This window comes from Cellulomonas sp. 73-92, from assembly GCF_001898175.1.
Taxonomy (GTDB): domain Bacteria; phylum Actinomycetota; class Actinomycetes; order Actinomycetales; family Cellulomonadaceae; genus Cellulomonas.
The window spans coordinates 57,534-82,594 of record NZ_MKTH01000012.1 but is presented as its reverse complement, the minus strand read 5'-3'; the positions used below and the strand labels follow the sequence as shown (position 1 = coordinate 82,594).

The 25,061-nt window shown below is 74.6% G+C and carries 23 protein-coding genes; 7 read left to right on the top strand and 16 right to left on the bottom strand.

From position 1 onward, the window contains the following. The first annotated feature begins 34 nt into the window (after window positions 1-34). Entirely contained in the window at window positions 35-1,903 is a 1,869-nt protein-coding gene (gene nhaA, locus BGO37_RS06200; protein ID WP_291753140.1) for a Na+/H+ antiporter NhaA, read from the top strand. 374 nt (window positions 1,904-2,277) lie between these two features. Here nhaA (BGO37_RS06200) and BGO37_RS06195 read toward each other — a convergent pair whose 3' ends face one another. From BGO37_RS06195 to BGO37_RS06155, 9 genes are all read right to left on the bottom strand, one after another. Continuing rightward, window positions 2,278-2,856, bottom strand: coding sequence for a hypothetical protein (locus tag BGO37_RS06195; protein ID WP_291753139.1), 579 nt, complete (start codon window positions 2,854-2,856; stop codon window positions 2,278-2,280). A gap of 144 nt (window positions 2,857-3,000) precedes the next feature. Next, on the bottom strand, window positions 3,001-3,861 hold the full coding sequence (locus tag BGO37_RS06190) for an anti-sigma factor (protein ID WP_291753138.1): 861 nt from the start codon (window positions 3,859-3,861) through the stop codon (window positions 3,001-3,003). Continuing rightward, entirely contained in the window at window positions 3,858-4,364 is a 507-nt protein-coding gene (locus tag BGO37_RS06185) for a sigma-70 family RNA polymerase sigma factor (RefSeq protein WP_291753137.1), read from the bottom strand. The genes BGO37_RS06190 and BGO37_RS06185 overlap by 4 nt, the downstream gene beginning before the upstream one ends. Before the next feature lie 84 nt (window positions 4,365-4,448). Beyond that, on the bottom strand, window positions 4,449-5,012 hold the full coding sequence (locus tag BGO37_RS06180; protein ID WP_291753136.1) for a lytic transglycosylase domain-containing protein: 564 nt from the start codon (window positions 5,010-5,012) through the stop codon (window positions 4,449-4,451). 386 nt (window positions 5,013-5,398) lie between these two features. Continuing rightward, a complete protein-coding gene (locus tag BGO37_RS06175) occupies window positions 5,399-6,409 on the bottom strand; it encodes an aldo/keto reductase family protein (RefSeq protein WP_291753135.1) in 1,011 nt (336 codons plus the stop codon). Window positions 6,410-6,477: 68 nt separating this feature from the next. Then, window positions 6,478-7,722, bottom strand: coding sequence for an amidohydrolase (locus tag BGO37_RS06170; protein WP_291753134.1), 1,245 nt, complete (start codon window positions 7,720-7,722; stop codon window positions 6,478-6,480). A gap of 34 nt (window positions 7,723-7,756) precedes the next feature. Further along, a complete protein-coding gene (locus BGO37_RS06165) occupies window positions 7,757-8,578 on the bottom strand; it encodes an SDR family NAD(P)-dependent oxidoreductase (protein WP_291753133.1) in 822 nt (273 codons plus the stop codon). Window positions 8,579-8,674: 96 nt separating this feature from the next. Next, a complete protein-coding gene (locus BGO37_RS06160) occupies window positions 8,675-9,616 on the bottom strand; it encodes an SDR family NAD(P)-dependent oxidoreductase (RefSeq protein ID WP_291753132.1) in 942 nt (313 codons plus the stop codon). Further along, complete coding sequence (locus BGO37_RS06155) at window positions 9,613-10,053, bottom strand: MerR family transcriptional regulator (protein WP_291753131.1); 441 nt, start codon at window positions 10,051-10,053, stop codon at window positions 9,613-9,615. Before BGO37_RS06155 ends, BGO37_RS06160 begins: the two co-directional genes overlap by 4 nt. Window positions 10,054-10,273: 220 nt before the next feature. Here BGO37_RS06155 and BGO37_RS06150 point away from each other — a divergent pair, with 220 nt between their 5' ends. The 4 genes from BGO37_RS06150 (at window position 10,274) to BGO37_RS06135 (ending at window position 14,875) form a co-directional block, all read left to right on the top strand. Beyond that, complete coding sequence (locus BGO37_RS06150) at window positions 10,274-10,993, top strand: VIT family protein (RefSeq protein ID WP_291753130.1); 720 nt, start codon at window positions 10,274-10,276, stop codon at window positions 10,991-10,993. Between the two features lie 40 nt (window positions 10,994-11,033). Beyond that, entirely contained in the window at window positions 11,034-11,906 is an 873-nt protein-coding gene (locus BGO37_RS06145; protein WP_367188089.1) for an LLM class flavin-dependent oxidoreductase, read from the top strand. Between the two features lie 115 nt (window positions 11,907-12,021). Beyond that, on the top strand, window positions 12,022-13,887 hold the full coding sequence (nhaA, locus tag BGO37_RS06140; protein ID WP_291753129.1) for a Na+/H+ antiporter NhaA: 1,866 nt from the start codon (window positions 12,022-12,024) through the stop codon (window positions 13,885-13,887). A 79-nt stretch (window positions 13,888-13,966) separates the two neighbouring features. Then, on the top strand, window positions 13,967-14,875 hold the full coding sequence (locus tag BGO37_RS06135) for an SDR family oxidoreductase (RefSeq protein WP_367188088.1): 909 nt from the start codon (window positions 13,967-13,969) through the stop codon (window positions 14,873-14,875). A gap of 21 nt (window positions 14,876-14,896) precedes the next feature. Here the strand turns inward: BGO37_RS06135 and BGO37_RS06130 are convergent, their stop codons facing one another. Together BGO37_RS06130 and BGO37_RS06125 are read right to left on the bottom strand one after the other, a co-directional pair. Continuing rightward, window positions 14,897-15,694, bottom strand: coding sequence for a hypothetical protein (locus BGO37_RS06130; protein WP_291753128.1), 798 nt, complete (start codon window positions 15,692-15,694; stop codon window positions 14,897-14,899). Further along, window positions 15,691-16,623, bottom strand: coding sequence for an ABC transporter ATP-binding protein (locus BGO37_RS06125; protein ID WP_291753127.1), 933 nt, complete (start codon window positions 16,621-16,623; stop codon window positions 15,691-15,693). Before BGO37_RS06125 ends, BGO37_RS06130 begins: the two co-directional genes overlap by 4 nt. A gap of 120 nt (window positions 16,624-16,743) precedes the next feature. Between BGO37_RS06125 and BGO37_RS06120 the strand changes: the two genes are divergently transcribed. Next, on the top strand, window positions 16,744-17,898 hold the full coding sequence (locus tag BGO37_RS06120) for a histidine kinase (protein WP_291753126.1): 1,155 nt from the start codon (window positions 16,744-16,746) through the stop codon (window positions 17,896-17,898). Next, window positions 17,895-18,587 (top strand): response regulator transcription factor, encoded by a 693-nt coding sequence (locus tag BGO37_RS06115; RefSeq protein WP_291753124.1) that lies wholly within the window; start codon window positions 17,895-17,897, stop codon window positions 18,585-18,587. Before BGO37_RS06120 ends, BGO37_RS06115 begins: the two co-directional genes overlap by 4 nt. 5 nt (window positions 18,588-18,592) lie before the next feature. On the opposite strand, the gene BGO37_RS06110 is transcribed toward BGO37_RS06115, so the two are convergent. The 5 genes from BGO37_RS06110 to BGO37_RS06090 all read right to left on the bottom strand — a co-directional run bounded on the left by BGO37_RS06110 (window position 18,593) and on the right by BGO37_RS06090 (window position 24,924). Next, the gene (locus BGO37_RS06110; protein ID WP_291753123.1) at window positions 18,593-20,707 is read right to left on the bottom strand and encodes a DEAD/DEAH box helicase; all 2,115 of its coding nucleotides are present in this window, start codon (window positions 20,705-20,707) and stop codon (window positions 18,593-18,595) included. Window positions 20,708-21,301: 594 nt separating this feature from the next. Beyond that, window positions 21,302-22,516 carry an ABC transporter permease gene (locus BGO37_RS06105; protein ID WP_291753122.1) on the bottom strand — a complete coding sequence of 405 codons (1,215 nt, stop codon included), beginning with the start codon at window positions 22,514-22,516 and terminating at the stop codon, window positions 21,302-21,304. Then, window positions 22,516-23,202 (bottom strand): ABC transporter ATP-binding protein, encoded by a 687-nt coding sequence (locus tag BGO37_RS06100; protein WP_291753121.1) that lies wholly within the window; start codon window positions 23,200-23,202, stop codon window positions 22,516-22,518. Before BGO37_RS06100 ends, BGO37_RS06105 begins: the two co-directional genes overlap by 1 nt. Then, window positions 23,199-24,305: a peptidoglycan-binding protein gene (locus BGO37_RS06095; RefSeq protein ID WP_291753120.1), complete on the bottom strand. Its 1,107-nt coding sequence runs from the start codon at window positions 24,303-24,305 to the stop codon at window positions 23,199-23,201. The genes BGO37_RS06100 and BGO37_RS06095 overlap by 4 nt, the downstream gene beginning before the upstream one ends. Beyond that, window positions 24,298-24,924, bottom strand: coding sequence for a hypothetical protein (locus tag BGO37_RS06090; protein ID WP_291753119.1), 627 nt, complete (start codon window positions 24,922-24,924; stop codon window positions 24,298-24,300). The genes BGO37_RS06095 and BGO37_RS06090 overlap by 8 nt, the downstream gene beginning before the upstream one ends. Window positions 24,925-25,061: the final 137 nt, after the last annotated feature.

Genomic DNA, 25,061 nt, shown 5'->3' with positions numbered 1-25,061 from the left:
GTGGCAGCGCACACCCCGGACGAGCGGAGCACGGATGACCGAGGTGACGATCGGCCGGCCGCCCACGCCACCGACCCGGCTGGCCCGCCTGCGCGCCCGCCTGGAGACGATGGGGCAGGACCGCGCGTCCGCCGCGCTTCTGGGGGCCGGAGCGCTCGTCGCCCTCGTGTGGGTCAACACCCCGGCCCGCGCCGCCTACGACACGTTCTGGTCCACGCCGATCGGCGTCCGCGTCGGCTCGTTCGAGCTGATGCTGACTCTGCACGGCCTGGTCAACGACGCGCTGATGGCGTTCTTCTTCTTCGTCGTGGGCCTCGAGGTGAAGCGTGAGGTCACCATCGGGGAGCTCTCGGAGCGCGAGCGGGCGATCGTGCCGGCGAGCGCGGCCGTCGGCGGCCTCGTGGTGCCCGCGCTGATCTTCCTCGCGATCGCCGGCCGGTCGCCCGACGCGCACGCATGGGGCGCCGTCATCTCCACCGACACCGCGTTCCTCATCGGCGCCCTGGCGCTCGTCGGGCCCCGGCACTCCGCGCGGCTGCGCCTGTTCCTGCTCACGATGGCGGTGGTCGACGACATCGGCGCCCTGGCCGTCATCGCGGTGTTCTACACGTCCGACCTCCGCCTGGCGCCGCTCGCCCTGACGGCGGTGGCGCTGGCGCTCGTGGCGGTCGTGAGGTTCCTGCCGACGGGGCGCGGGCCGGTGTACGCGGTGCTGGCGGTGCTCGTCTGGCTCGGGCTGCACGAGGCCGGCGTGCACCCGACCCTCGCCGGCGTGGCCGTGGCGCTGCTCATCCCGGTCTTCGCGCCGCGCCGCCGCGAGGTCGAGGCCGCCTACGCGCAGACGCGCGCCTTCCGGCAGTCCCCCACGCCGCGGTACGCCGTGGCGGCCCAGCGGCGGCTGCGCGACTCGATCTCCGTCAACGAGCGGCTCCAGCTCTCGTTCGCACCGGCGGTCTCGTACGCCGTGCTGCCGCTGTTCGCCCTCGCGAACGCCGGCGTCCGCCTCGACGCCTCGTCGCTGGCGGCGGCGTGGCGCTCGTCGCTGTTCTGGGGCGTGGTCGCCGGGCTCGTCGTCGGCAAGCTCGTCGGGATCACCGGCGCGACCGCCCTCGTCGCGCGCAGCCGCTTCGGCCGGCTGGCCCCGGGACTGACCCTCGACCGCGTCAGCGGCGGGGCGGCGCTGTCCGGCATCGGCTTCACCATCTCGCTGCTCATCATCGACATCGCGGTGCCCGACGAGCGAGCGGCGACCCAGGCGCGGCTCGGCGTGCTGGTCGCGACGGCGGTGTCCGTGCTGCTCGGCTGGGCGATGTTCGCGGCGATGGTCCGGTTCGCGCCCCGCAAGCCGGTGGGCAAGGTGCTGCTGCGTGCCTTCGACCCCGCCCGCGACCACTACCGGGGACGGCCGGACGCGCCGCTCGTCATCGTCGAGTACGGGGACTTCGAGTGCCCCTTCTGCTCCCGCGCCACGGGGTCCGTCGACGAGGTCCTCGAGCGCCTGGGGGACGAGGTCGTCTGGGTGTGGCGCCACCTGCCGCAGACGCGCGTGCACCCGCACGCGGTGGAGTCGGCGCGGGCGGCGGAGGCGGCGGCCCGCCAGGACAGGTTCCTCGACTACGGGAGCACGCTGTTCACGCAGCAGGACCGCCTCGAGCGCGAGGACCTGCTCGACGTGGCGGAGCGCCTCGGCCTGGACCTCGACCGCTTCATCGAGGACTTCGACGGCGCCGACGTCGCCCGGCGCGTCCAGGAGGACGCCGACGACGCCGACCTCATGGACCTGCTGTCCACCCCGGCGTTCTTCGTCAACGGCTGGCGGCTCGTCGGTCCCTACGACGCGGAGAGCCTCATCGAGGCGCTGCGCCTCTGGGCCGGATCGATCCCGCCGGCGTTCCGCCCCTGAGCGCCGCGCTCTCGGTCGCGCACCTCGAGGCCGGGTCCCGCGCGACCACCGGGGCTCCGTCGGCACCCGGTCGACTCCCTCGCCCGCACCGCGACGCCGCTCCGTCGGCACGCCGCCGATCCGGCTCGTCGGCGCCTCACCGCCCGGTTCACCCGCGCCGCCACCGCGGCGAGACGGTCCGGTCGCCGCCGACCGCAACTCAGAGTCAACGTTGTTGACAAGCAGTTGCCCCCGGAGCGCGGTGGCCGATCTCGGTCAGACGTCAGCCGCAGCCCTCTCGCGGGCGCCCGGCCCCGAACAGGTTCACCGCACGCAGAGGTCACTGGGTGAGCGCATGATGCTCACCCAGTGACCTGGCGCGGCGACGAGCGCGGTCAGCCGACGTGCTGGCCCGACGGGGTCAGCGCCCACCACAGGTTCTGGAAGTTCTGGCCGTTGGTGTCGCCGGGCGCCGTGTCGTGCGCGAACGTGTAGAGCGGCCACCCGTTGAGGGTCACCTGCTTCTGCCCGTCGACGCCGGTGATGGTGCCGATGGTGCCCGTCACGCCGCTGACCTGCGGCGTCCCCGTACCGGCGTGGACCTCCGGCCAGATCGCGGCGCACGAGCCCGTGCAGGCCGACGTGGTAGCGCCCTGCGTGTCCTTGCCGAACTCGTAGACCGTCATCCCGTTGGCGTCGACGATGATCGTGCCGAGCGAGCTGGACCGGGTGGACAGCACGTCGCCCGACATCGCGGCCGAGGCGCTCCCGGCTCCCGGCGGGGCCTTGTACCCGCCGGCCGCGGCGCCCGTCGCCGCGCCCTGGGTGGCGGCAGGTGGCGTGGTGGTGGCTGCGCCGTACCCGCCCCCGCCGGAGCCCGTCGATCCCCCTGATCCGCACGCGGCCAGCGTCAGCAGGCCGCCCACTGCCAGGGCGATGACCGCTCCGCGTCGCCCGCCGATGACCGATCTCATGGCCACTCCTCCCGCGATCCCGCCGAGGCCGACGGTCTGCCGTGCCGACATGCTGACGTGCGGTACACGACGCCGGGGGGCTGGCGGTTCACACCATCGACCGGCACGCGACCACAGGCGGTCGGCACCACGCGGTCTGGGAGGTCAGCCCGCGACGAGTGGCGCCGCGAGCACCGTCGTGCCCGAGGCCGACCTGATCGCCACGGACGCGATGCGGTCGAGGGGGACGGCCGTCGCCGCGTCGAGGTGCACGTCGAGACCCGGCTGGGCGGACCAGGTCGACACCTGGGTGCTCGTGCCGTCGACGTCCGTCACGACCAGCGAGTAGACGCCGGCCGTGCCGTCCTGCCCGTACGCCGGCGAGCCCGAGGTCGGCGGGTAGTCGCACTCCATCGACAGCCGGGTGCCCCACGTCACGGGCGTCAACGCCACCGTCGCGGTCAGCGGCGTCTCGATCTGCCGTGTCAGCGCGAGGGTCTGGGCGGGGGCGGTGGCGTGGCTGGTGAGGCGCTGCACGACGAGCGGGGACGCGACAGCGAGGCCGAGGACGAGCACCGCGGCGAGTCCCGCCAGCAGCCGGCGCCGCATCCGGTGACGCCGCTCGCGCCGCACGACGAGGTCGACGAGGTCCGCCCGCGGGCCGCCGCCCTCGCCGGGCTGGTCGTCCACCGTCCAGTCACGGGCCGCGACCCACTCGTCAGTCGCCGACCGCCCGCTCGTCGCCGCCCGGCCATCCGTCGCGGGCCGCATGTCGTCATGCTCAAGGCCGCCGCCGGTGCCGGGGACGACCCGCGCCGGGTCGTCGGCCACCGGGCGGGCCCGCGCCAGCAGGCCGGGCAGCGGGGCGAGCTCGGCCACGGCGGCACGGCAGCGGGCGCAGCCGGCGAGGTGGTCCTCGTAGGCGCGCCGCTCGTCGGGCGCGAGCGCGCCCAGCACGTAGGCGCCGTCCCAGTCGGCGAAGGCCGCGTGCTCGCGGTCCAGACCCTCGTCGTGCTCGAGCGTCATCGCACGACCCCCCTCTCCTGCAGCGCGAGCCGCAACGCGCGCAGCCCGTAGTGCAGCCTCGACTTCACGGTCCCCGGCGGGATCCCCAGCTCGTCGGAGAGCTCGGCGGTGCTCAGCCCGCCGTAGTACGCCCGCGCGATCACCGTCCGGTGCTCCTCGCTGAGGTCGGCCAGGGCCTCGGAGACGAGGATCGCGTCGAACAGCTCGTCGGTGCGGTCGCCGACCGCGCGGTCCGGCGGCTCGTCGACGCCCATCTCGTGCCGGTGGTGGGCGCTGCGCGCCTCGTCGATCACGAGGTTGCGCGCGACGGTGAACATCCACGACCGGGCGGTCGCCGGGTCCTGGGCCATGACCTTGGGGCTGCGCCAGGCGCGGAAGAGCGTCTCCTGCACCACGTCGTCGGCGCCCGCGCTCGTCCCCGTCAGGTGCACGACGAACCGCCACACGGCGGCGGCGTGCCGGTCGTGCAGCTCACGCAGGACCGCGCGGTCGTCGGTGGGCATCCTCGTTCTTTCCGGGACTGGTCAGGTCTCTCCCCGATGTAACGACGCCGGGCCGCCGATCAGTTCATCCGGCGGATCTGCGGCTCAGTACCAGCCCGCCGCCTGGGAGTGCGCCCACGCCGCGCACGGGGTGCCGTACGCGCTCCTGATGTACGAGATGCCCCACCGCACCTGCGTCAGGGGGTTCGTCTGCCAGTCGGCGCCCGCGGTGGCCATCTTCGAGCCCGGCAGCGACTGCGGGATGCCGAACGCGCCCGACGACACGTTCCGCGCGGCCGGGTCCCAGTGCGACTCTCGGCTCCACAGCCGGTCGAGGCAGCCGAACTGGCCGGAGCCGACGAGCGAGGCCGCGTACTGCTTGATGGCCGCGGTCGTCAGGGGCGGGGCCGGGGGCATGACGACCTGAAGGACGTCGGTGTCCGGCAGCGTCCACACGGCGTCGGCGGGAGCGGTCACCGGCCCGGCGGTCCGATCGGTCGGGGCGGACGGCGCGGACGTCCCCGCCAGGCTGCCCGTGACCGCCATCGCGGCGGGGGCGCCGACGAGGCCGATGGACAGCGAGACCGCCACCACGCCGGCGCCCAACGCGCCCACGTCGGCGCCCTTCGCGGAGTGGCTGTGCCGACCCGAGGGCTTCCGCAGGAGCACCTGGCGCACCGCCGACAGGCCGCCCGGACCGCCCGCGTGGTGCCTCGCGTGGTGACCCGCGTGGTGACGCGGCTGCGCGTGGGCGTGTCGGTGATGGTTCGAGACGGGCATCCGGGGCGGACTCCTCACGCCACGGGTGCGGCGAACGGGCTGGGACGCCCTCCATGATCGGTGAGCCGTCCGGGCGCCCGGGACGCGCCGGCCCCTCGGAGGGCGGTCACGGCTCCCGCGCCGGCCGAGCACCCCCGCCCGACCTGGGCCGTCACCGACACGCGCCCGACTTTGTGATCCTCAGCACACCCCACCCCGGGAAGCGGCCGCGCCGAGCGCGGAACCGGCGGGGGCGGCCGCTCACGGCCGGCCCCCGCCGGTGACGTTCCCGCTGGTCAGACCGCTGCGGGCGAGCTCTGCGCCGTCAGCGCGGGGTCGCGCACGACGACGTCGCCGAGCACCTCGTCGATCCGCGTCATCAGCTCCGCCGGGATGACGACCCCGGAGGCCTTGACGTTCTCGGCCACCTGCTCGGGGCGGGAGGCGCCGATGAGCGCCGCCGCCACGTTCGGGTTCTGCAGCACCCAGGCCACCGCGAGCTGCGCCAGCGTGAGCCCGAGCTCGTCGGCCACCGGGCGCAGGGCCTGCACGCGCGCGAGCACGTCCTGGTTCTCCGTGAAGCGGCGGACCATCTGGGCGCCGCCCTTCTCGTCGGTGGCCCGCGAGCCGGCGGGCGCGGGGGCACCCGGCAGGTACTTGCCGGTCAGCACGCCCTGCGCCACCGGCGACCACACGACCTGGGACAGGCCCAGCTCCTCGCTCGCCGGCACCACCTGCTCCTCGATGACCCGCCACAGCATCGAGTACTGCGGCTGGTTGGAGACGAGCGGCACGTGCAGCTCGCGCGCGAGCTCCACCCCCGCGCGGATCTGCTCGGCGGTCCACTCGGAGACGCCGATGTAGAGCGCCTTGCCGGAGCGGACCACGTCCGCGAACGCCTGCATCGTCTCCTCGAGCGGCGTCACGTGGTCGTAGCGGTGGGCCTGGTACAGGTCGACGTAGTCGGTCTGCAGCCGCTCGAGGGACCCCTCGATGGACCGCAGGATGTGCTTGCGGCTCAGCCCGCGGTCGTTGGCGCCGCGCGGGCCGGTGGGCCAGAACACCTTGGTGAAGACCTCGAGGCCGTCGCGGCGCTCGCCCTTCAGCGCCTCGCCGAGCACGGTCTCCGCGGCGGTGTTCGCGTAGACGTCGGCGGTGTCGAAGCTCGTGATGCCCGCGTCGAGGGCGGCGCGGACGCAGGCCTTGGCGGTGTCGTTCTCGACCTGGGACCCGTGGGTGAGCCAGTTGCCGTAGGTGATCTCGGTGACCTTGAGGCCGGAGCGGCCGAGGTTTCGGTAAGCGACCATGCCGCCAGCCTAGGCCGCGAACGGAGGCGCCTCCGCTCTTCGTCGTGCCCCGTGGCCCGATACCCGAGCTACGCGAACCGCTCCGCCCGCTCGGCGACCCGACCGGTGCGGGCCGCGGCGTCCCACGTGTAGACCTCGGTCCCCGTGACGAACACGTGCTCCGCGCGCGAGGTGACGTCCAGCGGGTCGCCGCTCCACACGACCACGTCGCCGTCCAGGCCCGGCGCCAGGGCGCCGATGCGGGAGCCGAGCCCGAGGAAAGCTGCCGGGTTCACCGTCAGCGCCTGCAGGGCGACCTCGCGGTCCAGGCCCTCCTTCACCGCGAACGACGCCTGGTGCACCAGGAAGTTGATCGGCACCACGGGGTGGTCGGTGGTGATCGCCACGCGCACGCCGGCCGCCGCCAGGCGGCCGAGGTTGGCGATGGCCCGGTGCCGCAGCTCCACCTTCGACCTGGAGGTGAACAGCGGCCCGAAGATGACGGGGACGTCCTTCTCGGCCAGCACGTCGGCGATGAGGGCGCCCTCCGTGCCGTGGTTGACGACGAGCCGGTACCCGAACTCCTCGGAGAGCCGGATGGCGGTGGCGATGTCGTCGGCCCGGTGCGTGTGCTGGTCCCACACGAGCTCGCCGGCCAGCACCCGCGCCAGCGTCTCCTTGGCCAGGTCGCGGTCGAACGGCTCGCCCTTCGCCTCCGCGGCGGCCCGACGAGCCACGTAGTTCTGCGCGTCGACGAAGGCCTTCCTGATGACGTGGGCCACGCCGAGCCGCGTCGAGGGCAGCGCCTTCTTGTCGCCGTAGACGCGCTTCGGGTTCTCGCCGAGCGCCGACTTCACCGACACCGCGTCGCTGATCACCTGCTCGTCGACGGTGCGCCCGCCCCACGTCTTGATCGCGACGGTCTGCCCGCCGATCGGGTTGCCACTGCCGGGCTTGACGACGACGGACGTGACGCCGCCCGCGAGCGCGTCCCGGAACCCCTCCTCGTCGATGTTGACGCCGTCGATCGCGCGCAGGCCGGCGCCGTTCGGGTCGGTCATCTCATTGACGTCGTCGCCCGCCCAGCCCTCGCCCTCCTCGTGGACGCCCAGGTGGCCGTGGGCCTCGACGAAGCCCGGCAGCACCCAGCGGCCGCCGGCGTCCAGGATGCGGACCTCGCCGGGCACGACGACGTCCGGTCCCACGGCGGTGATGACGCCGTCCTCGACGAGCACGGTGCCGCGCTCGATCGGGGCGCCGGCGACCGGCACGACGTAGGCGTTGACGATCGCGACGGAGGCGCGCGCGGTCCTGATGGGCTGGAGGGAGGTCATGCGTCCATCCTGGCCCGCGCCCCGCGGTGGGCCGTCACGCCCCGGGCCGGCGCCCGACGAAGTGGTCCATCGTGTGGTTGATGCCGAGGACGTCCATGAGCGTGTCGAAGCCGCGGGTGCCCAGCAGGCGCAGGCCCGGGACCAGCCACACCGCGGGCGGCAGCACGATCTGGGCCCGGCCGCGCTCGACGCCGTCGACGACGGCGTGCGCCACGTCGTCCTCCCGCAGGATCGGCAGCAGCCACGGCACCCGCGTCCGGACGCCCTCGAACATGCCGGTGTCGATGTAGTACGGGCAGACCAGGAGGCTGCGCACGTGCGAGCGCTCGGCGCGCAGCTCCGCCCGCAGCGACTCGGTGAAGCCGACCGCCGCGAACTTGCTCGCGGAGTAGTCCGTCTGCCGCGCCACGCCGACCATGCCGGCCGCCGAGGCGATGGTCACGACGGTGCCGCGGTCCCGCCGCAGCATGCCCGGCAGGAACGCCCGGGTCACCCAGTACAGGGCCAGCGTGTTGACCTCGAACGTGCGCCGGATGGCCGCCTCGTCGGCGTCGAGCAGCCGGCGTCCGGTGACGACGCCGGCGCAGTTGACGACGACGTCGACGTCCCCGGCGCCGACCGCGGCCGACGCCACCGCGCCGGCGTCCCGGATGTCGACAGTCGCCGCGCTCGCGCGACGGTGGTGCGCGGTGATCTCGGCGGTCACCTCCTCGGCGCGCTCGCCGTCGACGTCCCAGACGACGACCTCGGCCGCGCCCCGCGCCGCCGCCCGCAGCGCGATGCGCCGTCCCAGCCCGCGGCCGCCCCCGGTGACGAGCACCCGCGAGCCCGCGATCGGCGTGCCGGACCGCTGCATGGGGACCCCCTCGCCGACGCCGGGCCCCGTCGCCCGGACGGGACCGAGCATCGTCCACCAGCGGCGACGCCGCACGTCCGCGCCGATCGAGCCGGCTCAGCGCTGCAGGCGCTCCGTGATGTCCCAGAGCCGGTCCGCGGCCTCGGGGTCGAGCGCGTGGCGCGCCACGCCTGCTGCGTCGATGCCGGCGGCGGTCGGGTCGTCGGGGTCCGCCTCCTGGCAGTTCTCGAAGTACCGTCCCCCCACGCCGGCCACCAGGGGAGACGTCGCGAGGAACACGCTCGTGGCGGCGCCCTGCTCGAGACTCTTGAAGACATACCTCCCGGACGAGCGCAGGCCGTCGAGGACGGCGGGGGCGTAGTAGCGAGACAGTCCCGAGTCCGCGATCGCGCCGGGGTGCAGCGCATTGACGGTGATGCCGTCGTCCGCCCACCGGCGCGCGGCGCCGACGGCGAACAAGGCGTTGGCGGTCTTCGACTGCGCGTAGGCAAGGGCGGGGTCGTACGGGCGACGCTCGAAGTCGATGTCGTCGAACACGACCGGCGAGTTCAGGTGCGCCCGCGAGCTGACGACGACGACCCGCGCCCCGGCGGCGGCACGCAACGCCGGCAGCAGCCCGACCGCGAGCCGAGCGTGCCCCAGGTGGTTCGTCGCGAACTGCATCTCGTGCCCTTCGGGACTCAGCCGCCGCTCGGGGACAGCCATGACACCGGCGTTCGCCACGAGGATGTGCAGCGGCCCGACGAACGAGTCCACGAGCGCATCGACGGAGGCGCGGTCCAGGAGGTCGAGGTGGGCCACGGACACGGCTCCGCCGGTCGTGGTCCGCACGTCCTGGGCCACCGACTCCGCCGCAGCGAGGTTCCGGGCAGCGACGACCACCTCGGCACCCGCCCCGGCCAGTGCCCGGACGGTCTCGACGCCGATGCCTCCGGCGCCGCCCGTGACGAGCGCGCACCGGCCGTGCAGGTCGATTCCCTCGACCACCTCCCGTGCCGTGCTCGCCCATCCGAAGGGTGATGTGATGCGACCGTTCACGATTCCGCCTCTCGCGGGTTGATCTGTCGGATGACCGCGCCGAGCTCCGCGGCAACCTCGTCGGCCGCCTGCTCGTCGCCGGCGTCACGCGCGGTCCAGTACCGGACCTTGAGCTCCAGGTACTGCAGCCGGAGCCGGAGCGCGGCCACCTCCCCGGCCAGGCGCCGCGCGTGCGCCTCGAACAGCGCCCGCCGCTGGCCCGGTGCGTCGGCGGCGCCGGCGAGGTACGCGCGCATGTCGTCGATGCTCAGGCCGACAGCACGCAGGTTGGCCAGCGTCTCGAGCAGCTCGACGTCCGCGGTCCGGTAGCGGCGATGGCCGCTCGACGGATCTCGGGGCACCGGCGCGACGAGGCCGATGTCCTCCCAGTAGCGCAGCGTGGTCTCCGGCAGTCCGCACCGGGCGGCCGCGGCGGCGATGGTGTATCCCTCGGGCACGTCCGCCAGTATCGGAAACTTCGAGCGCTCGAAGTCAAGCCACCGCCACCTCCGCCGCGACCGCGGCGGGATGCTGCGGCCGAGCACCACGACGGAGGCGACCGGCACCCGCCCGCCGACGGCGTGGCCGACCTCGTGGGCAACCGGCGTGGCCCAACGACGAGCCCCGCGGCGCCGGTCGCCCTAGCGTTGTGGCAGCCGACGATCGGAGAGACGGGACATGACCACCGCGCCTGCAGAGCACCCGGCGGAACCGCACGGCGCCGGGCTGGGGGCCCGGCTGAACTGGCTGCGGGCGGGCGTGCTCGGCGCCAACGACGGGATCGTCTCCGTCGCGGGCATCGTCATCGGCGTCGCGGGCGCCACCTCGAACGTCACGGCCATCGCTACCGCCGGCGTCGCCGGCCTCGTGGCGGGCGCCATGTCGATGGCCGGCGGCGAGTACGTCTCCGTCAGCACGCAGCGCGACACCGAGCGCGCGGTGCTGGAGAAGGAGCGCTGGGAGCTCGCGACGATGCCCGACGACGAGCTCGCCGAGCTGGCCGGCCTCTACCAGGAGAAGGGGCTCACGCCGGAGCTCGCCACCCAGGTCGCGGCGCAGCTGACCGAGCACGACGCGCTGCGCGCGCACGCCGAGGCCGAGCTCGGCATCGATCCCGACGACCTGACCAGCCCGTGGGCGGCGGCCGGCGCGTCCTTCGTCTCGTTCACCGTCGGCGCGCTCATCCCGCTGCTGGTGATCCTCGTGCCGGTGGACGGCTGGCGGATCTGGCTGACGGTGGCCGCGGTCCTCGTGGGGCTGACCGTCACCGGGTTCGTCTCCGCCCGGCTGGGCGGCGCACCCGCCGGGCGTGCCGTGCTGCGCAACGTCGGCATGGGCGCGGCGACGATGGCCTTCACGTGGGGTGTCGGCAAGGTCTTCGGGACCGTGGTCGGGTGACGCCCGCGCGGGTGCCGCGGCCCTGACGGATGCTGGGGCCATGCCCGACTACGGCCACCCGATCCGCTTCGGCACGTTCGTCACGCCGGTCAACGCGCCGCCGCAGCGGCCGGTCGAGCTCGCGGTGCTCAGCGAGGAGCTCGGCTTCGACCTCGTGACGTTCCAGGACCATCCGTACCAGCCGCGCTTCCACGACACGTGGACCCTGCTGACGTGGGTCGCCGCCCGCACGTCCCGGATCGGGCTGGCGGGCAACGTGCACAACCTGCCGCTGCGCCCGCCGGCGGTGCTGGCGCGGGCCGCCGCGAGCCTGGACCTGCTGTCCGGCGGCCGCGTCAACCTCGGGCTCGGCACCGGGGGCTTCTGGGACGCGATCGGGGCGATGGGCGGCGAGCGGCTGACGCCGGGCCGGGCGGTGGACGCCCTCGACCAGGCGCTCGACGTCATCCGCGGCCTCTGGGACGTCACCGACCGGACGCCGCTGCGGGCCGGCGGCGACCTGCACCACGTCGACGGCGCCAAGCGCGGACCCGCACCCGCGCACCCGATCCCGATCTGGCTCGGCGCCTACCGCCCCCGCATGCTGTCGCTCGTCGGACGCAAGGCCGACGGCTGGCTGCCGTCGGCCGGCTACCTGCAGCCGGGTGACCTGGCGCGCGGCAACGCCGCGATCGACGAGGCCGCGCTGGCCGCCGGCCGCGATCCGGCCGCGATCACGCGGCTGCTCAACGTCGGCCCCGGCGCGGGGGCCAACGACCTGGCGCGCCTGGCGCTGCAGGACGGGATCAGCGTGTTCGTCGTCGGCGGCGACGACCCCGACGGGATGCGGCGCTTCGCCGGCGAGGTCGCGCCGGCGGTGCGCGAGCTCGTCGCTGCGGGCCGCGGCGCGGCGCCCGCCGCCGCGGGCGGCTGAGCCCGGCCAGCGCGGGGCGGTGCGCGCGGCGGAGCCCGGCCGGAGGGCGGCGCACGGCGGTGCGGGTGGGTGGATCGGCCGGAGGCGGCGGCGGGGCGCCCCGTAGGCTTCGGCGATGACGGCGCAGCAGAGCAGAGGTCGGCGCGGCGACGACGTGAGCGGCTCGCTGGCCTCGTCGCTGCGCGACTTCCTGCGCACCGAGTCGGGCAGCGCCGGCCTCCTGCTGATCGCCGCCGTCCTCGGGCTGGCCTGGGCGAACTCGCCGTGGAGCTCGTCGTACGAGGCCCTCTGGCACCGGACGCTGTCGATCGTCGTCGACGGCACCGGCCCGAGCATGGACCTGCACCACTGGGTCAACGACGGGCTGATGGCGGTGTTCTTCTTCGTCATCGGCCTGGAGGTGCGGCGCGAGTTCGCGGTCGGTGAGCTCACCGACCGGCGCCGGATCGTCGTCCCCCTGGTGGCCGGCATCGGCGGCATGGTGGTCCCCGCGGCGCTGTACCTGGCGGTCGCCCGCACCGGCGAGGTGGCGCACGGGTGGGGCATCGTCATCGGCACCGACACCGCCTTCCTGCTCGGCATCCTCGCCCTCGTCGGCCCGGCGGTCTCGACGCAGCTGCGCGTCTTCCTCCTGACGCTCACCGTCATCGACGACATCGCCGCCGTCAGCGTCATCGGCATCGCCTACACCGAGCACGTCTCGATCGGGCCGATGCTCGTCGCCGCCCTCGCCCTCGCCGGCATCGCCGTGCTGGCGCGGTCCAAGGTGCGGCTCGCGGGTCCCTACGCCACCCTGGCGGTCGTCGCGTGGCTCGCCACGCTCGACTCCGGGCTGCACGCCTCGATCGCCGGCATGCTCGCCGGTCTCCTGGTGCCGGCCACCGAGCCCACCCGGGCCCACCTCGACGCGGCCGCGGCCCAGCTGCGCGCGTTCGCCCAGTCGCCGCTGCCCACGCTGCAGCGCACGACGCGCCGCCAGCTCAGCCGGGTGATCAGCGTCAACGAGCGACTGCAGGCGGCGCTGCACGTGCCGACGAGCTTCCTCGTCGTGCCCGTGTTCGCGTTCGCCAACGCCGGCGTGGACCTGCGCGGCGGCGTGCTGCGCGACGCCCTGACCTCGGCCGTGACCTGGGGCGTCGTGGCCGGCCTGGTGCTCGGCAAGCTCGTCGGCGTCAGCGCCGGCGCCTGGCTCAGCGAGCGGCTCGGCTGGGGCCGGCTGCCGCAGGGCGTGGGGACCGGGCACGTCGTCGGGGGCGCGGCGCTGTCCGGCATCGGCTTCACGGTGTCGCTCCTCATCGCCGACCTGGCGTTCCACGACGAAGCGCTGCAGCGCGACGCGATCGTCGGCGTGCTGCTCTCGCTGGTGCTGGCGAGCGGCATCGGGTGGCTCGTGTTCGGGTTCGCGGCCCGCGTGCTGGGCCAGCGTGACGCCGCGCTGCCCACCGTGCTGGCCGAGCCGGTCGACCCGGTGCGCGACCACGTCCTCGGCGACCCCGCCGCCCCGCTGACCCTCGTCGAGTACCTCGACTTCGAGTGCCCGTTCAGCGCCCGTGCCCGGGTCACCGTGCGCGAGGTGCGGGAACGCTTCGGCCCCCGCCTGCGCTACGTCACCCGCCACCTGCCGCTCGCCCGCCACCCGCACGCCGAGCTGGCCGCCGTCGCCGCCGAGGCCGCCGGCCGGCAGGGCCGCAACTGGGAGATGCACGACGAGCTCTTCGCCCACCAGGACCACCTGGAGTTCGAGGACCTGTCCGCGTACGCCGCGGCGCTGGGCCTGGACATGGAGCAGTTCCTCGACGACCTGCAGGACCCCGCCCTCGCCGCGCACGTGCGCGCGGACATGACCTCGGCCGAGGACAGCGGCGCCCGCTCGACGCCGACGTTCTTCGTCGGAGGCGCCCGTGTGGAGGGGCGCTACGACGTCAAGACCCTCATCGCGGCGCTGGAGCGGTCCGACCGCCCGGCGGTCGCCTCGCGCTGACGCCGGGGTCACGCAGCTCTCCGGCCGGTGCCGTACCGTCCCGAGCGGGACCCCACCACCGCCACCGTCAGGAGGGCCCGTGCCCATCAGCTACGACGTCCCGTCCCAGGCCGGGCGGCGCCTCGTCGTCACCGGCTCCAACACGGGGATCGGCCAGGAGGTGGCGCGCCGCCTGGCGCTGGCCGGCGCCCAGGTGGTCATGGCCGTGCGCAGCGTCGAGAAGGGCGAGGCCGCACGCGCCGAGATCCTCCGGGAGGCGCCCGCCGCGGACGTCGAGGTGCGCCACCTGGACCTGGCCGACCTCGCCTCGGTCCGCGCCTTCGCCGACCCCCTCCTGGCCGACGGCCGGCCGCTGCACGCGCTCGTCAACAACGCCGGCGTGGTGCACGCGCCCCGGCGGCGCGAGGAGACGGTGGACGGCTTCGAGCTCCAGCTCGGCACCAACTTCCTCGGCCCGTTCGCGCTGACCACCCTGCTGCTGCCCCTGCTGCTGCGCTCCCCCGCGCCGCGCGTGGCCACCATGGGCAGCGCCGCCGCGACGTGGGGCCGGATCCGGTTCGACGACCTGCAGTGGCGTCGCTCCTACTCCCCCAACGGCGCGTATGCGCGCTCCAAGCTCGCGGACCTGCTCATGGCGCGCCACCTCGCGGCGGTGGCCGACGAGCGCGGCTGGCCCCTGCTCAGCACCGCGGCCCACCCCGGCTGGACGCTGTCGCACCCGCCCGCCGGCACGGCCGCCCGCCGGCCGGCACCGTGGCGCTCGCTGCTACCGGTGCAGGGCGTCGAGTCCGGCGCCGAGCCGATCCTCGTCGCGGCCACCTCGCCGGACGCGCGGCAGGGCACCTACTACGGCCCCGGCCGCCGCCTGGGCCTCATCGGCCCGACGACGGTGGCCCGGTTCCCGCGCCCGGCGCGCTCGCTCGCCACGGCCGCGCGGCTGTGGGCCGTCGCCGAGGAGCTCACCGGGACGCACCTGCCGCAGGCGTGAGGGCCGCGGCCTGCCCACCGCTCAGACGTCCCGGTGCGCCGTCCGCCAGGCGCCGAGGACCGACGGGACCAGCACCCACGCCACGATGACCAGCGCCGCGACCGCGGCCGGCATCGGCACCTTGTAGTTCACGAGCGCGTTCGACGAGCCAGGGTGGGCACGGGTGCCGATCTGCGCGGCCGGGAGGAACCGGCTCAGCGCGATCGAGAGCACCGCCCACCGGAGGTTCCCCAGGAAGCCCGCGATGTAGAGGATGCCGGTGACGATCGTCTGCCATCCGATGACCGCGACGAGCGTGATCGACGCCGAGCCGGTGAGCGACCCGACGCCGACGGCGAGGGTGGTCAGCACCGCCGTGGCCAACGCCACCCAGGCGCCGGACCGGAGCACCAGCGCTAGGTCGGGCCCCGGCCCGGCGCCGTGGAAGGCGTACGCGGCCGCCGTGCTCACGGCAAACCCGGCGAGCGTGAACAGCAGCGCCAGCAGCACCGCCGCCGGGACCCGGGTGAGGAACAGCAGCACGCGCGAGCGTCCCGTCGCCGCGAGGTCCCGGAACACGTGGTTGGCGAGGTCGGTGACCCCGGCCTGCGTCCCGACGAGGACCGCGGCCATCGGGCCGAAGTAGAGACCCATGAGCGTGGTCCCGTCGTCGAGGAGCTGGGTGGCGGGCAGGTGCCACCCGTGGCGCGCGAGGATGAAGAGCATGTAGAGCGCGCTGGTGCCCACCGACAGCGCCGCCGCGGCGGCCATGGTGGGCCGGTGGCGGCGCAGCTTGAGCAGGTCGGCGCCGATCATCTGCCGGACGAGGGTGCGGTTCATGCGTGCTGGTCTCCGACTCGGGACGTGAGGGACAGGAAGCGGTCTTCCAGGCTGTGGCGGACGGGTGTGAGGCTGACGACGTCGACACCCGAGCGCACCAGCCAGGTGACCAGGCCCGTGCCCGCGCGCGGGTCGCCGAGGGTCACGCGGATGGCGCCCCCGCTCGGTGCGGCCGAGGTCACCGCCGGGTGCGTCGACAGCACGGTGAGGGCGGCCTGCTGGTCGCGGCAGACCAGGTCGTACTCCGTCGCGCTCCCGCCGACGAGCTCGGCCACGGGGCCCTCGGCGACGAGCCGGCCCCGGTCGATGACGGCCACGTACTGGCACACCCGCTCGATCTCGTCGAGCACGTGCGACGAGACGAACACGGTGCGGCCCTCGGCGACGAACGCGGCGACGAGCTGGCGCAGCTGCAGGATCCCGCCCGGGTCCAGCCCGTTGGTCGGCTCGTCGAGCACGATGAGCTTGGGGTCCACCAGCAGGCAGCGGGCGATGCCGAGGCGCTGCCGCATCCCCTGCGAGTAGGCGGCGACCCGGTCCCGTGCCCGGTCGGCCAGGCCCACCCGTTCGAGCGCGGGCCCGATCCGGCGCAGGGCCTGCGGGCCGCGGACCGCGGCGACGACCCGCAGGTTCTCCCACCCCGTGAGGTGCGGGTGGAAGCGCGGTTCCTCGACGATGGCGCCCACACGACCGAGCGCGGCGAGGCGGTCCGAGTCGACGGGGTGGCCATCGAGGTGCACGGTGCCGGTGTCGGGCGAGGTGAGGCCGAGGAGCATCCGGATCACCGTCGTCTTGCCGGCACCGTTGTGGCCGAGGAAGCCGTAGGCGCAGCCGGCGGGCACGTCGAAGCTCAGGTCGCTGACCGCGGTCCGTGGCCCGTAGCTCTTGCTCACGCCGCGGAGGTGGATGAGGGGGGTAGCCGTCGTCATGGGCAGGAGCCTGGCTGCCGCCTGGGGACCGTCACATCGGCCGAACAGCCGGAGGTGCGCCGTTGCCGTCGTCCTTTCGGCCGGTGTCCGGGGCATCGGCCCCGCCTAGCCTGGTGAGACATGAACCGGACAGCCACGCATCGGAGGGCGATCACCACCGTGGTGGTCGCGGCCGTCCTCGCCGTGGCGCTCGGGATCCAGCTCCTCCTCGACGTCGCCGGCGTGGGCGCCGGCCTCCGCTCCGGCCGGTGGGTGCTCGGCCTGGTCACCGGGGTGGTCCTCGCCGGCCTCGCGCTGCTGGGTCCCCGCAGTCCCGTACGCAGCGCCGCGGCGGCGCTGGCGCTGGCGGGTGCGGCCGCGATCGCCGGTGACGCCTGGCGGCTGCCGTCGCAGCCCGGCCTCGCGGGCACGGTGGCGCTCCTGGTGCTGGGGGCGGCCGCCGTGCGGGTCGCCGGACCCCGTGCGGCAGGACTGCTCGGCCTCGCCGGAGCCGTCGTGCTGACCGTCGGCCGGTCCGCCGCCACGCGGTCCCAGGACGTCCTCCCCCTCGCCCTGGCGAGCCTGGTCGCCTGGGGCCTCGCGCTGGCGGTGGGCACGTGGCTGCGGCTCGACGACGCCCGGCGGCGGCAGGAGCTCGACGACGTGCGGCGCGAGGAGCGGCTCGAGCTCGCGCGGGAGCTCCACGACGTCGTCGCGCACCACGTGGCCGGGATCGTTGTCCAGGCACAGGCGGCCCTCGTCGTGGCCGAGACGCGGCCGGAGATGGTGCCCACGGCGCTGTCCGACATCGAGGCGGCGGGTACCGACGCCCTCGCCGCCATGCGTCGGGTGGTCGGCATCCTGCGCGAGAACGACGACGCCGCGCCCGTCACCGCCGGCCCGGAGCAGCTCGCGGAGCTGGTGTCCCGCTTCGCCGCCCACGGCCCGAGCGTGGTGGCGCACCTGCCGGACGCCCCGTCGCCGGCCTGGCCGCCCGAGGTGGCGACGACGGTGTACCGGGTGGTGCAGGAGGCGCTCACCAACGTGGCCCTGCACGCACCGCACGCCTCGACGGTGACGCTGACCGTGGAGGACGGGCCGTCACAGGTGCGCGCGATCATCACCGACGACGCGGGCGGCGCCGCGGCGCCGCGACCGACGACCTCCGGCGGCCACGGCCTCGTCGGCCTGCGCGAACGCGTCGAGGCACTCGGTGGCCGGTTCGAGGCGGGCTACGGGGAGGACAACCGGTGGACCGTCCGCGCCACCCTGCCGCACCCGGCGGTGGCCCGATGACGATCCGCGTGCTGGTCGCCGACGACCAGGCGATGATCCGGCACGGGCTGCGCCTCATCCTCGAGGATCGTTCCGACATCACCGTAGTCGGTGAGGCGGAGGACGGCTACGAGGCGATCCGACAGGCCCGGGCGCTGCGTCCGGACGTCTGCCTCGTCGACATCCGGATGCCCGGGCTCGACGGCATCGAGGTCACGCGGGCCCTCGCCGGGCCGGGCCGGCCGGACCCGCCCAAGGTCATCGTGGTGACGACGTTCGACCTGGACGAGTACCTCTACGGCGCCATCCACGCCGGGGCCGCCGGGTTCGTGCTCAAGGGCGCCAGCCCGGCGCTCCTCGTCGAGGCCGTGTACGCCGCCCAGAACGGCGACACCCTCATCTCGCCCCGGCTCACCACGCGCCTGCTGCGCCTGGTGCCGCCGGCCGCCGCCACGCGCACGGCACCGGCCACCCCCTTGTCGGACCGTGAGACCGACGTCATCCGAGCGGTCGCGGTCGGCCGGACCAACGCCGAGATCGGCGCCGAGCTCTTCATCTCCCTCAGCACGGTCAAGAGCCACCTCACGAGCATCCAGAACAAGCTCGGGCTGCGGAACCGGGTGGAGATCGCGGCGTGGGCCTGGGAGACGGGGCTGGCCCGCACGGCGACCGACGACCCCGGCGGGGCGCCGCCTCCCGCGACCCGCTGACGCTCTCAGACCACGCCCTGCGCCTCGAGCTCGTCGGTCAGCAGCCCGACGAGCGCCTCGAGCTGCACGTCGGCCGCGGAGCCGCCCTCCTCCGTCTCGAGCCCGTCCAGCGCCCGCGCGGCCAGCGCCGACTTGCTGTCGATGAGCTCGGCGATCTTGGCGTCGATGGTCTGCGCGGCGACGATGCGCCACGCGGTGACGGGGTCGCCCTGGCCGATCCGGTGGATCCGGTCGATGGCCTGGGTCTGCTCGGCGTCGGTCCAGGAGAGCTCGGCGAGCACGAGGTTCGAGGCGACCTGCAGGTTGAGCCCGACGCCGGCGGCCATGAGCGAGCACACAGCGATCGACACCTCGGGGTCGTTCATGAACGCGGCGACGCTCTTGTCGCGCGCCCTCGTCGTCTGCTCGCCGCGGATCGAGACGTACGTGAGGCCGCGCTCGGCGAAGCTCTGCTCGGCCGCGTCCATGACGTCGACGTGCCGGGCGAAGAACACCACCTTGCCGACGTTGCGCACCAGCTGGGCGGCGTAGTCGGCGGCCAGCCCGGCCTTGGCCTGGCCGATGCGGCGGACCATCGTGAAGACGTTCTCGCCCTTGGCCTTCGAGGTCGAGTCCTTGAGCTCGCCGGCCGCGACCCGGCGGGCCAGCTCGAGGTCGATCCCGGCCAGGGAGGCGTCGCCGCGCGCCTCGAGCGCGGCCCGGTAGCGGCTGACGAGCCGACGAGCGAGCGCGGCCTCGGCCGCCCGGATCGAGCGGCCGACCGCCCCGTCGAGCTCGACCGGCAGGTCAGCCACCCGGCGGGCCGGGATGTCGGCGATGACGTCGACCTTGCGGCGCCGCACGATGCCCATGTCGATGACCGCGGACCGCGCCGCGGCGTAGAACCCCGGGTCGGCCGGGGTGAGGCCGGTCTCCTCGAGCGCGGTCATCAGCCGGCCGACCGGCTTGGTGTCGTCGATCCAGCCGAGGAACTGCCAGATCGCCCGGAAGTCCTCGATGTCGTTGATGAGCGGGGTGCCCGTCAGGGCCATGAGCAGCGGCCTGGCGACGCGGTCGCGGATCTGCTGGGAGATCGCCAGCACGTGCTGCGAGCGCTGGGAGCTCTTGTTCTTGATGAAGTGCGCCTCGTCGACCACCATGCCGCGGAAGCCCAGGTGGCCCAGCCACCCGACGTGCCGGTCCAGCAGCTCGTAGTTGACGATGACGACGTCCGCGAAGGCGTCGACCGTGTCGCCGTCGCCGTGGACCACGGTGGCGCGGCGCAGCGGCGTCCACAGCCCCACCTCGTGCGCCCAGTTCGTCTTGACCACGTTGGGCACGACGACGAGCAGCGGGTACGCGTTGGCCGCCTGCGCCGCGAGCAGCGCCTGCGCGGTCTTGCCGAGCCCGGGCTCGTCGGCCAGCAGGAACGTGCGGTGGCCGCCGGTCGCGGCCGCGACGACCTGGGCCTGGAACGGCATGAGCTGCCGCCCGAAAGGCAGGCTCACCGGGCGCGGCTCGGGCAGCGCCATGCAGGCCGGCTGGCCGGTGGCGGCCCGCTCGAAGGAGTTGAACAGCGGGTCGAGCAGCTCCCAGCCGGCGAGCCGGCGGGCCCGCGCCGCGACGCGCTGGGCGGCGGCCTCGTAGTCGGGGGCGAGGAACGGGTTGGCCAGCTGGTGCGCGATCACCGACTGCGGCACCACCTGGGCCGCGGCGGCCGGCATCGGTGTCACGATCACGGGCGCGGGCTCCGGCTCGGGCGCCACCTCGAGCCCGGCGGCGCGCATGAGGTCCGCCTTGTACTGCCGCGCCGCCTCCGGGACCCGGGCGTCCTCGGCCAGCAGCTGCAGCAGGGACGTGTCCCGGGCGGCCGTCCGTGCGAGCTGCGTCGCCAGGCCGTCGAGCCGCTTGAGCCGCTCCGCCCGCCGCGCGGCGGTGAGGGTGGCGTCGGCTCGCAGCCGCGCCTGCTCCTCCCGCACCAGCAGCGCCGCGACCTGGAACTTCATCCGCATCACGGGCCGCGTCGGGGGCCGACGAACGATCCGCTCCACCTCGTCGACGACCTCGGCGAGCACGGGGATGAGCCCCTGCTCGCCGCGCCGCGCCGCGGGGCGTCGCTGGGTGCCGGTGTCGCGGGGCATCGAGGCCCGGCGGGGTCCGCCGGTGCCGCGGGCCGACGAAGGGCGCGGCTGCCCGCCCCCGTCGCGGCCCGACGAGGCGCCACGCTCGCCCCCGCCATCACCGCGCGCGGGGTTGCTGCGGCGCCGGCCTGGTTGTGCCACCTGTCCTCCTTCCACCGCCCCACACCACGCCCGACGACGCGCCCGGACCCGGGCGCCGGACCGCACCGCGGCCACCACGCGCCGACCTGCCGCGGGCGCCACTCCACGCCGAACGTGGGCGGGCTGCGCCACCCGGCCGTGCGTGGGACCGTCCGCCGATGTCCCCAACCTGTCGCCCGATCGGGCGGGTCGTCGCCTCCTGGGCCGTGTGGCGGTACCCACGTCCTCGTCCGGCGAGACGAGCCGATGCTAGACCGCCGGAGCGGTCGGCGGGTGCGCCGCTCCGGAGCTTCGCCCGGCCGGCGCCCCTGGCGTCAGTCGACGCGCCGGCCGTCCAGCCACCGGTTGAGCCGAACCGAGCCCGCCAGTAGCGCCCACGCAACCGGCCACGCAGGCCATCGCCTCGGGCCCTTGCGAACCATCGGTGGCCGGCCGACCGGGGGGCGAGCAGCGCTAGGGCGTGCGCAGCGCGTCCGCGGGGGCCAGCCGCGCGGCGCGGATCGCCGGGTAGAGCCCCGCGAGCGCGCCGACCGCCATCGCGGCGGCGAACCCGCCGACCGGCACCTCGACCGGCATGGTGGCGGGTGTCCCGGTGACCCGTGCGACGATCGCGGTCGCGAGCACACCGAGGCCAACCCCCAGGAGCCCGCCGGCCGTCGACAACAGCGCCGACTCGATGAAGAACTGCACGGCGATGTGCCGGGCCCTGGCCCCCAGCGCGCGGCGCAACCCGATCTCGCCGCGGCGCTCGAGCACGGAGATGACCATGATGTTCGCGATGCCCACGCCGCCGACCAGCAGGCCGATGGCACCGAGCGCGAGGAACAGCCCGACGAATGCGGTCTTGGCCGCGATTCGCGCGACGAGGATGTCGGACGGACGGCGGACCTCGACGGCCTCCGGCTGCGCCGGTGACGCAGTGAACGGCAGGACCGCGGCGACCGCGGCGACGTTGTCGGGGTCGACCCGCACGTAGATGCGCGTCGCGCGACCGTCGAGATGCAGCAGCGTGTCGGCGACGGGGAAGCTGACGAGCGCGGCCGTGTCGAGCTCGGGGGCCACGGCCGCGGGCGCCATGATCCCGACGACCGCGACGTACATGCCATCGAGGTAGACCTGCGTGCTGGGCGTGAGCACGTCGATGCCGAGGTTCCGCGCGGCGGCGAACCCCAGGACGGTCTCGGGGTAGCGGTCGCCGATCGCGTCGAGGAAGTGCCCGTGCAGCATCGTGATGCCGAGCCCGGACGGGAGCGACGGCTCGGCCGCGAGCACGCTGATCCCGCCGGTGTCGAGCGCAGGGACCGCGGCGGAGCGCCGGACGGTCGCGCCGGGCACCGTGCCGACGGCGGTCGCCATGAGGACCGGGGGGATCTGCCGGATCATGGACTCGGCGGTCGCGGGCAGCGGCGTGGGGCTGCCGTCGAAGGTCTGACCGGCGGCGACGGTCAGCAGGTTGCCCTCGGCGCCGAGCTGCGCGAGCAGGTCGGCCTTCGACGAGTCGGCGATCCCCAGGACGGCGACCAGGGCCGAGATCGAGATGGCGATGCCGAAGGCCGAGAGCGTCGAGCGCATGCGTCGTGCGCGCAGCCCGGCGGCGCCGACCCCCAGCGCGTCGGCCAGGCGGACCCGTGAGCGTCGACCGGCCGGGGTGGTCGGGTTCCTGGTCATCACGCCGCCTTCAGGTCGTCGCCGACGATGCGACCGTCGCGCAGGTGGATGTGCCGGTCCATCGCGGCGGCGACGCCGGCGTCGTGCGTGATGACGACGATCGTCGTCCGGTCATCGCCGAGGCCGGCGAGCAGGGCGACGATGTCGGCACCGGTCGTCGAATCGAGGTTGCCGGTCGGCTCGTCGGCGAGCAGGAGCGTGGGGTGCCCGACGAGGGCCCGGGCAATCGCGACCCGCTGACGCTCACCGCCGGACAGCTCCTGGGGTCGGTGCGTCAGCCGCTGCGCGAGCCCGACCCGGGTCAGCGCCGCTGCGGCGGCGGATCGGCGATCGCGCGCGCCTAGCCCCCGGTAGAGCAGACCGTGGGCGACGTTGTCGAGCACCGACAGGTGGTCGAGCAGGAAGAACTGCTGGAACACGAACCCGATGTGCCAGGCTCGCAGGCCCGACAGCTCGCCGTCCGACAGGCTCGACGCCCGGACGCCGGCGAGCCGCACCTCCCCGCTCGTGGGCCGTTCGAGCGTGCCGAGCAGGTTGAGCATGGTCGACTTGCCCGAGCCCGACGGTCCGGTGATCGCGACGGTCTCGCCCGTCCTGAGCGCGAGGGTCGCCCGCTCGAGGGCGGTGACGGCGTTCGGCGCCGGGTAGGTCTTGGTGACGTCGTGCAGCTCGACGGCGATGCTCATGCGGCTGGCACCTCGACCTTGTCTCCGACGTGCAGGTCCGCGCTGGTCACCTGCACCAGGGTCGTCGCGAACAACCCCGGCACCACCGACACCAGCCGCCGTCCGCCTCCGTCGTCCAGGTACACGCCGTACCCGCCACCCGCGAGCGCGACCAGGGCCGTGATCGGCACCGCGAGCACGCCCTTGACCGCCTGACTCGTGATGTTGACGGTCACGGGCGTCTGGTCCAGGCCGGCCACCGCGTGCGGATCAGCGAGGGTGACCGTGGCCGGGACGGTGGCCTGCGCCGGGTCGGGCGAGCCGCGGGAGCCACCCCCACCGGAACCACCGGAGCCGTCCGAGAGGCTCGCGGCGGTCGAGATCGTGTCGACCCGACCGGGCGTGACCACGCCCGAGGGGAGCGTCACGGTCACGGCGTCGCCGACGTGCACCAGGTAGGACTGGATTGTCGGGACGGGCACCGTGACCTGGGATGTCGTCGACGTCGCGGTGAGGATCGGACCGCCGGAATGGACTGCCTGGCCCGGGACCGCCCCCACCGCGGCGACCCGGATCGGACCCGGTGCGTAGACCACCGTGCCGAGGGCGAACCGGCCGTTGGCGACCCACCCGCTGGCACGTTGCCAGCGGGCGACCGCCGCTGCCGTCGCCGCGGTGAAGTGCTGGTCGATGGTCAGGTTCTCGGAGCTCGCGTAGCCGAGCGCGGTGAGGTTCTGCTCGAGCTGCTGGACGTCGGGTCCGTCGGTCACGCCGACCGCGAGGTCGCGCCAGGACGGCCGCGTGCCGTAGAAGAGCGGGACGGCGCGCCCGTCGAGCTCGTAGACGCTCTGACCGCGCGCGATGACGTCCCCGGGGGCCGGGATGCTCGTGACCGTCCCGCCGACCCCTTGTCCGACCACCGTGTAGCTCCCGGCAAAGCCGAGCACGCCGCTGACCTGCGTGGTCGTCGCCAAGTCGGTTCTGGTCACGGCGGCGGTCGCGGTGGGAACCGTCGCCTGGACGACCGTCGCCGGGCGGGCCCCTCGGCCGAGGTACCAGCTCCCCGTGCCGACCATGACGGCGAGGACGAGTCCGACCACGACCCACGTCGTGCGCCTAGTCATGTGCGAGGGCCGTGAGGCTGGACTGGGCAATCGCCGCGTCGAGCTGCGTGCGGCACGCCGCGAACGCCCGCTGCACGGTCGGGTCGGACTTGCCCGCGCCCGTGTTCGGCAGCGCGTCGCCCGGGATGCTGAAGCCGTGTCCCGGGACGAATGGCGTCGACGCCGTGGGGTCGGTGTAGTTCGGCAGTCCGTTCGCACGCAGGCACTCCGCGGCCTTGACGCCCGCCTCGATGAGCGCGGGCGGCGCGGGCGGCTCGTCCGCGGGCTGGAGCCCGGCGGCGGTGATGAGCGTCCCGCACGCCGCCATGAGCCCGGTCTGGATGTCGGACTTGTCGCCCGCGGCCTGACCGGCGTCCATGATGCTGCGGCTGTCGGTGTAGACGTGGCCGTTGGCGTCGAGCACCGGGTCCTGGTACGTCGGCACCCCGTGCTGGCGGATGCACTCGGCGGCCGCGTGCAGGGCTGCCGTCCGGTCGCCGCCCGAGCCGACAGCGCTCGCCGGGCCGGTCGAGGAGCCGTTCGCGGCCAGGCTTGGCACGCTCGGGCCGGGGGGTGCCGCCGTGCACGCGGCGAGCAGGCCGATGCTCGCCAGCACGAGGACCGACGTTCGGATCTTCACCGGGACACCTCCGTGGATCGTGTGGACTTCCGCACCCACCCACCCAGCGGGCGGTGCGCCCAGGTCTACGCAGGGGCCGGTGACACCGTCGCTACCTGCCGTGTCGCAGGAATGTCATCTGTCCCGGCGCACCATGG